Source organism: Armatimonadota bacterium, assembly GCA_017303935.1.
Classification (GTDB): domain Bacteria; phylum Armatimonadota; class Fimbriimonadia; order Fimbriimonadales; family Fimbriimonadaceae; genus JAFLBD01.
Window position 1 is genome coordinate 478,784 of sequence record JAFLBD010000003.1, and the last position, 13,712, is coordinate 492,495.

11 protein-coding genes and 1 pseudogene are annotated in these 13,712 nt (G+C 53.8%); 9 read left to right on the top strand and 3 right to left on the bottom strand.

The window, feature by feature from the left end; genetic code table 11:
- Positions 1-25: 25 nt before the first annotated feature.
- From J0L72_11395 to J0L72_11410, 4 genes are read left to right on the top strand one after another with little or no spacing between them, the layout of a single operon-like run.
- Positions 26-994 (top strand): hypothetical protein, encoded by a 969-nt coding sequence (locus J0L72_11395; GenBank protein ID MBN8691372.1) that lies wholly within the window; start codon positions 26-28, stop codon positions 992-994.
- Entirely contained in the window at positions 991-1,686 is a 696-nt protein-coding gene (locus tag J0L72_11400; protein ID MBN8691373.1) for a hypothetical protein, read from the top strand. Before J0L72_11395 ends, J0L72_11400 begins: the two co-directional genes overlap by 4 nt.
- Entirely contained in the window at positions 1,683-3,704 is a 2,022-nt protein-coding gene (locus tag J0L72_11405; protein ID MBN8691374.1) for a hypothetical protein, read from the top strand. The genes J0L72_11400 and J0L72_11405 overlap by 4 nt, the downstream gene beginning before the upstream one ends.
- Complete coding sequence (locus J0L72_11410) at positions 3,701-4,120, top strand: prepilin-type N-terminal cleavage/methylation domain-containing protein (GenBank protein MBN8691375.1); 420 nt, start codon at positions 3,701-3,703, stop codon at positions 4,118-4,120. Before J0L72_11405 ends, J0L72_11410 begins: the two co-directional genes overlap by 4 nt.
- Here J0L72_11410 and pruA read toward each other — a convergent pair.
- Both pruA and J0L72_11420 read right to left on the bottom strand, forming a co-directional pair.
- Complete coding sequence (gene pruA / locus J0L72_11415; protein ID MBN8691376.1) at positions 4,117-5,745, bottom strand: L-glutamate gamma-semialdehyde dehydrogenase; 1,629 nt, start codon at positions 5,743-5,745, stop codon at positions 4,117-4,119. The two genes, J0L72_11410 and pruA, sit on opposite strands and share 4 nt — an antisense overlap.
- A gap of 10 nt (positions 5,746-5,755) precedes the next feature.
- Positions 5,756-6,481 (bottom strand): hypothetical protein, encoded by a 726-nt coding sequence (locus J0L72_11420; GenBank protein MBN8691377.1) that lies wholly within the window; start codon positions 6,479-6,481, stop codon positions 5,756-5,758.
- Between the two features lie 62 nt (positions 6,482-6,543).
- Here J0L72_11420 and J0L72_11425 point away from each other — a divergent pair, with 62 nt between their 5' ends.
- The 5 genes and pseudogenes from J0L72_11425 to J0L72_11445 all read left to right on the top strand — a co-directional run bounded on the left by J0L72_11425 (position 6,544) and on the right by J0L72_11445 (position 12,589).
- A complete protein-coding gene (locus tag J0L72_11425) occupies positions 6,544-8,361 on the top strand; it encodes a M61 family metallopeptidase (GenBank protein MBN8691378.1) in 1,818 nt (605 codons plus the stop codon).
- Between the two features lie 60 nt (positions 8,362-8,421).
- A pseudogene (locus J0L72_11430) lies at positions 8,422-9,360 on the top strand (hypothetical protein).
- Between the two features lie 81 nt (positions 9,361-9,441).
- A complete protein-coding gene (locus tag J0L72_11435) occupies positions 9,442-10,581 on the top strand; it encodes a carboxylate-amine ligase (protein MBN8691379.1) in 1,140 nt (379 codons plus the stop codon).
- A gap of 16 nt (positions 10,582-10,597) precedes the next feature.
- Positions 10,598-11,395, top strand: a complete 798-nt coding sequence (locus tag J0L72_11440; protein MBN8691380.1) for a GMP synthase — start codon at positions 10,598-10,600, stop codon at positions 11,393-11,395.
- 9 nt (positions 11,396-11,404) lie between these two features.
- Positions 11,405-12,589: a hypothetical protein gene (locus tag J0L72_11445; GenBank protein ID MBN8691381.1), complete on the top strand. Its 1,185-nt coding sequence runs from the start codon at positions 11,405-11,407 to the stop codon at positions 12,587-12,589.
- Here the strand turns inward: J0L72_11445 and J0L72_11450 are convergent.
- The gene (locus J0L72_11450) at positions 12,578-13,654 is read right to left on the bottom strand and encodes a homoserine O-acetyltransferase (protein ID MBN8691382.1); all 1,077 of its coding nucleotides are present in this window, start codon (positions 13,652-13,654) and stop codon (positions 12,578-12,580) included. The genes J0L72_11445 and J0L72_11450 overlap by 12 nt on opposite strands.
- Positions 13,655-13,712: the final 58 nt, after the last annotated feature.

Consider the following 13,712-nt stretch of genomic DNA (forward strand, 5'->3'; position numbering starts at 1 on the left):
GGCCGAATGCCGATAATCCCTAGTAATGCATCCTCGCAAAATTGGGGGGACCACCCTGCTGGAAACCGTGATCGCAGCCACATTGCTGGCTACGGTGGGCTTGGCCGCGACTTCCGCTACTCGATTTATCTCGGATCGTGGCCGAACCGATGTGGTCGAACAGCAGGTTCTAGATCGGGTTCGCACGCAGTTGGTCAACATCCGTGCGACCGCCCGGGCAAACACCATTCCAACAACCGGCACGAGTTCGACGGTCACAACCCTCCCCGGTGTTAAGGGCAACGTCTCGATCGACACCACCTACTCCGTTGCATCCGAAACAAGCAACGTCGTGATGACCTCGACCACAGCGACTTGGAACGACCCGACTTCCAGATCCGTGGTGGTCAACAGCGCTTTTAACAAAAACGCCCGCCCACGAATCGCCAGTTTCAAGCTCGCATCTTCAAGCTCCCCCGCGATTAGTCAAAACGCGTTCTTGGGGATGGTTCCTGCGCCGACTTGGAACGTTATCAACACAGCATTCTACTTCTCGTACTCATCAATGCTGGACTCCGCAGGCGGCTCCTTCACGGGAACTATCATCGCGTGGGGCGCGCAAACAACTCAATTCACGGACAACCTTATCCCAGCGAGTTCAGCCAATAGCCCAGGCCAAAACTTTGTTAACCTCTTCGGCTCCGGACTCTCAAATTCAAGCGGTTCGTTTTCACTGTTCTACATCTCTCCGGTCCCATTCGCCAAATATGATTTGATCATTTACTCCGGGCTTGGCGCATCAGGAGTTACTGGAAGTTATTCGCTGACGATCAACAATCGTCCAACCAGGACCCTTAGCGTCCCAGGGATAAGCGACACGTCACGACGTCAATTTGTCGTCGACCAAAACACGTTCATCGAGCGCGACCTTACGGACTCATACGTGCTTGTGTACATTTGGCAGGGATCGGCAACAGTCCCTCTGCATGGAATTCAGATCATCGAAAAGCCATGAGACGAACCCGCCTCGCGCTGACTCTGTTAGAAACGGTCTTAACCGCATCACTGATCGGTTCGGTTGTGGTCGCTGGGACGCTGACTTGGAACCACGTTGCCTATCGCACAGGAGTCAGTGGCACACGGGCTGAAATGCTCACCCAGACCGAACAACTGTTTGAAATCGTCCGCAAGGATATCGAGGCATCCACCTATTGCGAGTCGCGAGTGCTGGCCAACGGCGCGACAGTGCTCCTTTGCGCCCAGGACGTCGATATCGACTCAGCAGTCGCCCCCTCGATCCAGGAGTCGAACGCTCCAAATTCGGTCAATACAAACGGTGAGCTAGAAACCGTTCCAGACCGCTTCGTTTGGTACTACTGGGGTAATAACACCGGAGCTGCCAGTGCTACTGGAACGACGCTTTGCAGAGGAACGAGCACGCGGGACAAGTTCAATTCGGACTACCGCCCCGATACCGTCGATCAGAATTTTATCGTCAATCCCGCCTACCCGGGTTCGGGTCGATCGCGCTGGAGCACGATCTCTTCGTTCACTTTCACGATTGACGTCGCGAAGAGAGCGACGGTGCTCAATTTCTCGTCAGGTTCTCTGATCCGAGATCGCAACCGAAACTCGACCACCACGACCAATCAAGATACAGTTGGAATCAGTCGGACCGTTTCCGTGATGTGGAGGAACGCATTTTGAAGCGCCGTGGAAGTGCGATGATCTATGCGACAATCCTCAGCGTCGTTGCCGCTGCGCTCATCGGGGGAGTTGTACGAGTCGTCGGAATCGCTGGTACCACAACGATGCGCAACTCAGGCACGCTTCGCGCTCGAGCCGCCGCGGATATCTCCGTGGCCATCGTGCGTGACCTTGCCGCACGATCAGCCATCACACTTCCCTACACGATTTCTAGAACCGTTGGTAACGCGACGATCTCCGGCACTGCCGCGCTTGTGACGGCGGGTAGCTCGCTCGTCAAGATCAATCAAACCGTGGTCATCAATGGCCGAAGTTTCTACTTCCAAGACTATGCTTCGATGCCTTCAGCTGGCAAAACGATGAACTGGGCTGGAGTCGCCTATGCGTCAGACAACTTTGGTGGCAACCAGGCGAATCTGACTTCAACGCCGAATTTCACTACCGCCGTCATGTCGAAGTCATTCTCGACTGCGATCACAGTGACTGCAACCGGATTCCGCACCGCGACGACCTACACCGCTGCTCAAGTGGCCAGCATGAGAACTGCGCTTGGGTTAACCGCGGCTCAATTCGATAGCTACGAGATCCTGGCGTTCATGGTCAAAGACAGTTCTTCGGCAGCGACATGGGACTACTCCACGCTCGAAGTTTCGAGAGGTCTGAACCGTATTGTCGCGGCTCTCAGCGGGACGACTGGCATCAACAAAATAAACGTCCCGTACACAACTTACAAAACAGCGTTCGCCAGTGGGACCGAACCGTTTGGGGCAAATACGGTGGTCACAGCGGTACTCATTGATGTCGACGCTTTCACCGGCGGGACGAACATCAAGACTTCGACAGACCCGCTCAACATCACGTTTTACGGCAATGACAGTAGCAACCGCGAACCTCCAATCGATGCTGTCGCTTGGATGGGCAGCTCTGAGGCCGCTCAAAACAACGGCTTCCTCGCGGAGTTTGGAATACAGGTGGGTATCGCAGAAGTGCACGAATCAGCCACAACAATCCCATTTGTAAACCACCGGAGAATCGAACCGACTCCCGGAAGGCCGAATCAAAGTGCCACTAACTGGAGCGTTGCTGGGACTGCATATCCGAAGTGGGCGACTTACCATGGAAATTTCATCGCACCAGTTTCTGGGACCTACTCATTCCGAACGCAACATGACAATTCCGCGCGAATGTGGGTGGACAACACCTTTGTTACGGGTAACTGGAAGTGGTCTACCGGTACCTCAAACTCAGGCTCCGTCAACCTGACCTCTGGTCAAAACGTACCCATTTATGTCGAATACGAAGAAGGCGGTGGGCTCGAAGTCCTGAGCCTTCAGTGGTCGTACCCAGGGCAGAGTTGGCAAGAGATTCCCAACAACATGGTCACTCCCGGCGCACCAACAAATCTGGTGTATTTCAACGATTTTGAAGGCGGCTCTGCATCCAGCTGGACTTGGAACGACATCCGAAACAGCGGTCATGGCAACGGACCTCAAGGTAACCAGGTTCCGGTGAACGGCGTGGCAAACTTCCCTGGCTACGGAAAGATTCTGGGCGACTTTTCCAACATCGGAAACGGAGGAAATACCAGCTATGCGCAACTCACTCTTACGAATGTTGCGGCTGGAAAACTCGTGCTCTATGGTGATCTCATCTTCCTCTACTCGTGGGACGGCGACTGGGGCTGGGGACCTGACCGGCTCCGAGTGAAGGCCAACGGCACAACACTTCTAGATATCTCGCCGCAAGACGTACCGAATCCATTGATTACAAACGGCGCGATCACCAGTCGGTATTACACCACCGGTTGCGCGTACTACGGACAGCGGCTAGGCGCAAGTTACAGCGGATGCGGACTCGTCGAAAACTCGCGACTTGAGTGGCAGCACCCCGGCGGAGACTTGGTTTTGAGGTTTGAAGGTTATGGCGAAGATGCCCAATATCAATCGGGTGGTCTGCAATGGCTCAACGACGAATCTTGGGCGCTAGACAACATCTGTGTGAGGAGGCTCGGTCCATGAGACGTCGTGGCTTTACGCTAGTTGAATACACAGCGGCGCTCACGATCATGGTTGTGATTGCAGGACTCGCATCGGCGCGAATGTCTCGCTCAGCGCTCGGCACGCGTGAAAACGCGCTCCGCGCAGAATTGGCCACGGTTCGGACCGCACTCGGGAATTACGTCTCAGACAACCAATGCTGGCCCGCCAGCCTTTCGGACCTCACAGTCACACGCGCACCAGATAACGGATTCGCAGCCGATGGAACCACCACCGTGACGATCGATTCGCGCGTTTGGCGAGGACCCTACCTCAGGCAACTCGTCAACGATCCGATCAGTGGAACCAGTTTCACCTATCTACCCGGACGAAGCGGTTACATCCGGTCGAGTGCGACCGGTACCGATTCAAACGGCGTCAGCTACACCGCGTACTAGTCCGCTTTCAGGAACGGGTACCGGTAATCAGTGGGCGGATTGAATGTCTCTTTGATCGTTCGCGCGCTCAGCCACCGATATAGATTCAACATCGACCCAGCCTTGTCGTTGGTGCCGCTCGCTCTCGCGCCACCAAAGGGCTGTTGCCCAACCACTGCGCCTGTTGGCTTATCGTTGATGTAGAAGTTGCCAGCGGCATATCGCAGTCTCTCGGTCGCTCGTGCAATAGCTGCGCGATTGGTAGAGATCACTGCACCAGTGAGCGCGTAAGGAGAGGTCGAATCGACGAGATCCAGCGCGCCTTCAAAGTCATTCGCATCGTAGACGTGCAAGGTCAAAACGGGACCAAAAATCTCCTCGCACATGGTGATGCTCTTCGGATTGCTCGTGACAATCACGGTCGGTTGAACGAAGAAGCCTTCGGTCTTGTCTACTCCTCCGCCAACAAGAATCTCGCCCCCTTCGGCTTTGGCCTTCTCGATGTAGGCCGCAATCGAATCGAACGACCGCTCATCGATGACTGCGTTAACGAAGTTACCAAAATCCTCGATTGAGCCCATCTTGAAGCTGTTGATGCCTTCGACCAGGAGCCTCTTCACTTCCTCGGCGATGTTGCTAGGTACGTAAGCGCGTGAAGCAGCGGAGCATTTTTGACCTTGATATTCGAATGCCCCGCGAAGCAATGCAGTAGCGACGATCTTTGGATCAGCGCTCGGGTGAGCAAGCACAAAATCCTTCCCGCCTGTTTCGCCAACGATCCGCGGATAGGTTCGATAGTTCGGAATGTTCTCGCCGATGGTCTTCCACATGGAATTGAAAACCCCGGTCGAACCAGTGAAGTGGACTCCCGCAAAATCACGGTGCGCGAAGCAAACATCGCCAATCACCGGGCCGCTGACATACACCAGATTAATCACGCCATCGGGAAGTCCTGCTTCCTTCAGAATCCGCATGATCCACTGAGCGGAATAAACCTGGGTGTTGGCTGGTTTCCACACGACCACGTTGCCGCACATCGCTGCACTGGTCGGCAAGTTGCCGGCAATCGCGGTGAAGTTAAACGGTGTGACCGCGAGAACAAATCCTTCAAGCGGACGCCACTCCATTCGATTGTGCATTCCTGGCGCGCTAACCGGTTGCTGCTTATAAATCTCGCTCAAGAAGTGGACGTTGAATCGGAGAAAGTCGATCAATTCGCAAGCGCTGTCAATTTCGGCTTGGAACGCGTTCTTGCTTTGCCCCAACATGGTTGCCGCGTTTAGAACGTAGCGATACTTGGTGGCGAGCAGATCAGCCGCTTTCAAAAAGATGCCGGCGCGATCTTCCCAGCTCATCGCTTCCCATGCTGGCTTCGCCTTTAATGCAGCAGAAATCGCCTGCCCCACGTGCGATCGATCCCCCATCGAAAATGTGCCCAGAACGTGATGTCGCTCGTGTGGCGGATGCATCGTCACCTTGTTGTCGGTACGTACTTCTTGATCGCCGATGAACATCGGAACATCATCCGGCGCACCCTTGAGATTGGCGATGGCGGCTTTTAACGCTGCTCGTTCTGGCGAACCCGGTGCATAGCTGAGAACGGGTTCATTTGCTGGAAGTGGGTACGAAAACGTGCCGAGGCTCATGCGAACGAGTTTACCAGTCCTCAGCCGAATCCCCAGCATCCGCGAACAGGAACACAAACATGATGCTCCAAGCCGATTCCATCAACACGGCGAAAGGAAACTGAATCGGCAGTGGTAGCGCATAGAGGCAGCAGCAAATCGGCACCCAATAGGCGTAACACAGCGGCAATGTCATCAGAACCTTTGCTTTGTAGAACCGCCAAGATATCGCCCGCTTCCAAAATCCTCGGGCGAAATCCAGCTTCATCCAACTGAGCAGTGCGGCGGCCAAAGGGATGGTCACGAGCGGCGTGTAGACGAGCAAATCAAACCCGACTTTGATCAGCACCATCCCGACATCGCTCCGGTGACCAAACAACAGTGCGATCAATTGGTACAGCGCATCAATGCAGATTCCAACGACGCCATAAACAAACGCGGTCCAGGCGACTCTCCGCGCATACTTCGGATTCCACGGACCGCTCATTCCGGTGACCGCCTTCGCAATCTCACTGAGGATCCCACCCGCGATGGCACCCGCAATGAATGCGCCTACAAAGCCAGTTCGGTCCTTTAGCGCACCAACAGAACTCGCCCAAGTTGCCAGAGCAGGGATTCGGAAATAAGCCACAACCAGCGCGATCGAGACAGCATGGATGAGCAAGACCGGGAGCAGGCACTTTCGAACAGCCAACAAACTGGGGCGAAGCCAATTCCAACGTTCAGGCGAGTTCGAAATCACGCCACATTTTGGCATCGAACAAGGCTCGCAATGAAATCAGGGCACGAAGTCAACCAGTTTTCCTGTAAATTAACGCCATGAAGTGCGTTTTAGTCCTTTCGCTTTCGGCCGTCTTGATGTCCGCTGCCTTTGCAGAAATCACCTACACCGTGGACCTTAAACCGGATTCCAACGCGCTTCATGTGACCGTCCATATTCCGAAGACCCAGATAGGTGCCAAGATTCAAATCCCGAATTGGGCGCCAGGCGCATACGTTTTGCGCGACAACTTCAAGCAGGTCACCGACCTCAAGGCTTTTGACCCTCAGGGTAAGCCGCTCGATATCAAGCAGGAAATTGTCGTTGCGCAGAAAATCTACGGCGATGTTCCGGACCAAAAGATCGCCAACAACCAAATCTGCACATGGACAATCGCTCCGGCTGCAGAGACGACTCTGAGCTACGACGTACCTTTGCGATCGGTTGAAGATGTAATGCACTGGAGCGGCCCTCCGACATACATTTACGAAGTCAATCGCAAGAATGAAAAGTGCAAGCTGATCGTGAACGCGCCCGAGAATTGGGGAGTATACGTGGGGCTTGACGCCGTGACTGGCCCGACCAAAAATGTCTTCACCGCAGCCACTTATGATGTCCTGGCCGATAATCCAGTCAGCGCAGGCAAACTGCTGGTAGATACCTACACCACGCTTGGAAAGCCTCACGAAATCGTCATGCGGGGCGTCGGACGAAACACCATCAACCGCGCCAACCTGATCAAAGCATGCAAATTCGTCAGTGATATGCAAACCGACTTCTTTGGTGGGGCGCCGTACAACAAATATGTGTGGCACTTTGACGTCAACACCGCCCAAGATGGTGCTGGTGGTTTGGAGCACCTCAGCAGCACTCAAATCAGTTTGGCCGCGGGTCTTGGCCCTCGCGCAGTTTCGGTCTTGAGCCACGAGTTCTTCCACCTCTGGAACGTGAAACGAATTCGATCGAAGGTTCTCGGCCCGTTTGATTACACCGTGTTGCCAGAGACCGGCGCGTTGTGGTGGCTCGAAGGCGTGACCGACTATTACGCTAGCAATTTGCTCTATCGCTACGGCTGGACCGATCTGCCTAGCTACATGACTTCGGCGAGCAACAACCTGAACGCCGTGCGCCGCAATCCGGCATACACCAAGATCAGTCCATTCATGTCCAGCATGCGCGTTGGCGAAGCCTCAAATGGACGCGGAAACAGCAACGGCTATCTCATCAGCTATTACAACCAAGGTTGGATTGCAGGGTTCATTTTGGACGCCGGAATTCGGACCGAAACCAGGGGCAAAAAGTCGCTGGACGATGTTTTGAAGGCGCTCTGGAACATGACCAAAAACGATAAGCCTGGGTTCAAAGAAGACGAGATTCGAAAGCAAATCGTAAAGGTTGCCGGAATCAATGGCGGCAAGCTTTACGACCAAGTCGTCATGACCCCCGGCGACATGGGTGCAGAGAAAATCCTGTCCCAGGCGGGATACATGGTCTCGGCGACGATCCAAAACACTCAAGATGTCGGGTTCGACGTGGGCAATTCGATGGGTGCAGATCGCATGACCGTCACTCGGGTTGATGCCTCCAATCAAGGTACCGTCGCCATTGGCGACAAACTCATCGCCCTGAACGATCAGGAGATCACGGGAGACTCAGCTAGGGCCCGACAAACTCGCTTTAGCGAGGTGACTCAAAAGCTGGAATTGGGCAAACCTATTAAGGTCACCGTCGAGAGAGACGGAACTCGGCTCGACGTCACCGTGAAACCAGTTCAATCTCAACGAACGAGCTACGCCATCGAGCGGAACCCCCAAGCTTCGCCGAATGAGAAAGCCATCGCGGACGGAATGCTCAAACAGTTCAAAAAGCCTGAATAGAATTCCACTGAAATCACCAAAGAGAATCCCAATCCTGTATCATTACGCCTTGAGGGGCATATGAAAAAAATTGGGATTCTTTTTGGCCGTGAAAACACCTTTCCGTACACACTAGTTGAGCGTATCAACAGTCGAAAAGTGCGAGGCGTGGTCGCTGAACCAGTGTCGATTGGTCAATGCGTTCAGGCTGCACAAACGGACTACGCGGTCGTTTTGGATCGCATCAGCCAAGACGTGCCTTTCTACCGAGCCTGGCTCAAGAACGCTGCTCTCAACAGCACGGCAGTATGCAACAACCCGTTCTGGTGGAGCGCCGATGAGAAATTCTTCAATAACTGTCTCGCCGAGAAAATCGGTGTGGCCGTGCCAAAAACGGTGCTTCTGCCGAGCAACCAGCGCCCGCCCGACACCGAATCGGACAGCTTCAGAAACTTGACCTTCCCTCTGGAGTGGGAAGCGATGTTTGAATATGTTGGCTGGCCTGCTTTCTTCAAGCCGTTCGCTGGCGGAGGTTGGAAGAACGTCTACAAGATTCACAACATGCACGAGTTCTTCCATGTCTACAACCAGACTGGTCAGCTCACGATGATGCTGCAGGAGAATATCGAATTCACCGAGTATTTCCGCTGCTACTACCTTGCTGGAGACCGTGTGCACATCATGCGCTATGCCCCACAAGAGCCGCATCATCGCCGGTACGTTCAAGAGGATATTCCGATTGAGCCCAAGACCTATGAAAAGGTTCGAAACGGCGTCATTGCGCTGAATCGTGCGCTCGGATACGACTTCAACACCGTTGAGTTTGCGATCCGCGATGGAATCCCCTACGCGATCGACTTCTGCAACCCGGCGCCAGACGCCGACATTCATAGCGTTGGAGAAGCGAACTTCGAATGGATTCTTGAAAACGCCGCCGATATGCTGATCGAAAAGGCCAAGAACCACGAGTTCGGGCGAATGAATTTGAACTGGGGCCAGTTCATGAAAGACTCCGTAGCCGGCAACGCCGTCTCGCTACAAATACCCGACAAAGCCGTCGCGAAAACTTCCACTAAGGCAACCAAAAAAGGATAGTTTAACATGGCAAAATTGCACAAAAAGGGCTTTTTCAGTCTCGGGATTGAAGAAGAATTCCAGATCGTTGATCCCAAAACCAAGGAGCTGCGATCCCATATCGAGGAAGTGCTTAGCGATGGCAACATCGTGCTCAAAGAGAGCGCGCGCCGCGAAATGCACCAATCTGTCGTTGAAACGGGAACAGGCATCTGCGCAGATATCCCCGCCGCTCGAAAAGAAGTCACCACACTTCGAACCGAGCTTGCTAAGGTCGCCAAGGCGCGTGGATTTACCATCGCCAGCGCAGGCACGCACCCATTCAGCCACTGGTTGGACCAAGAAATCACGGATCACGAACGGTATGAAGGCTTGGTCGAGGAACTCGGTAACGTCGCGCGGAAGAACCTGATCTTCGGGCTGCATGTACACGTTGGTTTTCCTGACCGAAATGCCGCGATTCAGGTGATCAACGCAGCGAGCTACTTCGTCCCCCACATCCTCGCACTGAGTTGTAACAGCCCGTTCTGGCTGGGCCAAGACACCGATTGGAGCTCCTACCGAGTCAAGGTCTTTGAGAGCTTCCCCCGCACAGGACTGCCCCAACATTTTTACAGCTTGGGAGAATACGAAGAGTACGTCAAGCTCCTGGTCAAGCTCAACTGTCTCGACAATCCAAAAAAGATTTGGTGGGATCTTCGTCTACATCCGACGTTTGATACCATCGAATTCCGAATGTGCGACGTGCAAATGCGAGTTGATGAGACCATCGCTTTGGCCGCACTCATCCAAGCTCTTGTTGGCACTTTGTACAAGTTACACCAATCAAACCTAACTTTTAGAATTTATCGAAGGATGATGCTCGACGAGAACAGATTCCGGGCGGCACGATTTGGAACTCGTGGAAAGCTCATCGATTTCGCAAAGCAAACCGAGGTGCCGTACGAAGTGTTGTTTGAGGAACTCGCCGAGTTTGTAGCTGATGCAGTCGAAGAGTTCGGTACCCAAGCCGAAATGGACTATTTGCAGAAAATGGTGAAGGAGGGCAACGGTGCCACTCGGCAGCGCAAAGTGTTCAAGGAGACCGGCTCCCTCGAAAAGGTTATGGAATATATCATTCAAGAGACCCATTTCGGACTGGGAACAGAACCACCGGTGATGGGTTAAGGGTCTAAGGAATAGCTTGAGCTCCAATCGAATTGCGGTTTTGGATATGTACAACGGCGTTGCCAATCAAGGCATGCGCTGTATCGAGGATCTGATCAAAAAGGAAGGCCTCGAGATGGATGTTTTTGACGTCCGACAACGATCTGAATTCCCCACTGTTCGCGATTACCGATTGTTCATCTGTTCGGGTGGGCCAGGCGATCCACACGAGTGCCTTACTCACGATTGGGGAAAGGGCTGGTTCCGCTTTCTCGATGAACTCCTCGTTCTGAACCGAGCCGAATCGGAGCCACTTCGACACGCATTCTTGATTTGCCACAGCTACCAAATGGCTTGTCTGGCGTGGAATCTCGCAGACGTCACCGAAAGGCAGAAGCCAGCTTTTGGCATCTACCCCATGAACAAGACCGCCCTAGGTGAGCACGATCCGCTGTTTTCTGGGCTGGAAAATCCGTTTTGGGTCATCGATTCCCGCGATTGGCAGGTCGTTCACCCCAATCGGCTTGCAATGGATGCATTCGGCGCCCAAGTGATCGCTATCGAGCGCGAACGCCCTCACGTTCCCCTTGAGCGTGCGGCAATGGCGATCCGATTCACACCGGAAATCGTCGGAACCCAGTTCCATCCTGAAGCCGATGACGATAGCATGTCGGCTTACCTGAACGACGTCGACGCCCTCGAGAGACTCGCTGGTCGCCATGGCGTGGATCGGATTGACAAGATTCGTGAGAGCGTCGGCGATCCTGACAAGGTCCATCGAACCCACGAACACGTTCTGCCAGGGTTCCTGCGGCAAGCGCTTTCTACGGTGTAGCATTAGCGGATGGATTCCGCTGGCCGCGCCGCATTCAACGAGCTATTCTCCGCGCAAAAGTACGACAAAGTCGTATCGGCAGTCAACGATCCGTACGAGTGGAAGACCGAGTTTCGAATCTGCGAAACCCCAGTTTTCCTGACTGACGAATGGACTCAAATGGCGATTGATGCCTGCGATTCCATCATCACACAGATTCAAACGCCCGAGTTCGAGGCGCACGCAAAGACCGCGATTCCTGCCGGTGAAGAGGTCCCAAACCCTGCGCCGCATCCATCGTTTCTTCAGATCGACTTTGCCATCGCGGAGGAGAATGGGCGTCTCGTCCCAAAGCTAATCGAGCTACAGGGTTTCGCGTCGATGTTTTGCTACCAAAGCGAGCTCGACACGGCTTACCGCACCGCTGGACTTGTGCCGGATGGATGGACGCAGTATTTTTCGGGGCACAATCGCGAGAGCTTCTTAGCCGCGCTCAAGAAGCTGATCGTTGGCAACTGCCCGATCGAAAATGTGGTGCTTTTAGAGATTGAGCCAAGCAAGCAACGCACCAAGATTGACTTTCAATGCACAGAACGTCTGCTCGGAATCGCGCCAGTTTGCATCAGCGAGGTATGGCAAGAAGGCACCACGCTGATGTACCTTCGTGAAGGCAAACCCACTCCGATCCACAGGATCTATAACAGAGTCATTTTTGATGACCTAAAGTCCAAGAACTTGCCGCTAAAGTTCCACCCAACTGATGAAATTGAAGTCGAGTGGATCGCGCATCCGAACTGGTTCCACAAACTTAGCAAGCACACGCTGCCGTTCCTCAAACATGAAGCGGTACCAGAGTCCTGGTTTGTCTCAGATTTATCCGAGATTCCCGATGATTTGGATAACTTTGTATTGAAACCCTTGTACTCATTCGCTGGTGCGGGTGTAAACGTGAACCCGACAAAGGAAGATATTCTCGCCGCGCCAGACCCAGCCGCCACGCTCTTGCAAAGAAAGGTGAAGTACGCTGAATTCTTAGAAACTCCGTCCGGGCGAACGAAGGGCGAAGTGCGGTTGATGTACCTTTGGGATGAAAAGCCGGTGCTCGCGAGTACGCTCGTTCGACTCACTCGGGGATTGCTCAGTAGCGTGAGCAAGAACACGCAAGACACCTGGATCGGTGCCACGACAGGATATCACCGAGACTCAATCGGCTAAAAACTCGCGGACAACACGCGCTTGCTCTTGATCATCGAGCAAAAATGCGTCGTGCCCCATTTTCGAGTCGATGTTGACGTGTCGACATTCGCATCCAGCTGCAGTCAATTCCGCCGCCAGTAATTCCGATTGCACAGGGGGATAGAGCCAATCTGTGGAGAATGAGGTGAGTAAGAATCTCGTCGAACCGTCGGAGACTGGTTCAAACTTGTAGCCGTCGATCGCATTCGATACGACAATGAAAGTATTGGCATCGAACCGCGCGACAAACTTTTGGCCCTGATGCGCCAAGTAGTTTTCAACCTGGAATACTTCGCGCTGAGCAAACTCCGCATCTTGCCGTGGCACCACCACCCCCTCAGTTTGCAGCTCCCGACCAAACTTTGCCTCGAACGCCTCGGGACTCAGATAAGTCAAGTGCCCCAACATCCTGGCGAGCGCTAAACCTTCAGCAGGTGGATCATCCGGCGCGTAGTTTCCACCCAGCCATTTAGGATCGCGCATGATGCACTGTCTCGCAACCTCGTTGAACCCAATCTGCATCGCCGAATGGGTTCCTGCACTTGCCGTTGCCCAGACCCTCTTAACGCGAAGAGGTTCTTGTCGGCTCCATTCGAGGGCTTGCATCCCGCCCATACTCCCGCCACAAACCAATTGAATATCCCGAATTCCAAGAGAATCCATGACTTGCCGCTGGGCATGGACCATATCCTCGACGGTAATGAACGGAAAAGTAGCGCCGAATCCGTCAGGGCCGGTTGATCCCTGACATCCCCCGATCACATTGCAGCACACCACGAAATACTGATCGGTGTCTAGCGGCTTCCCTGCTCCGATAAACCTGGGCCACCAACCCGCGGCATTCGAGTCTCCACTAATGGCATGACAAACCCAAATGACGTTATCCTTGGTCTCGTTGAGATTCCCCCATGTCTGGAAGGTGGTCACGGCGTTCGGAATCTGACCACCGCGCTTTAGCGTGAGCAGACCGTGTTCGAATATCTGGCGGACAGAGCTTCCCGTGCTTGGACGATCTTCTTCTGAAAACAAACCGGGATCAATCATTTTAGGTTGCAAAAATAGTCAATCAAACGCAAATCGCGCCAGAAAAACCGGATTCCCG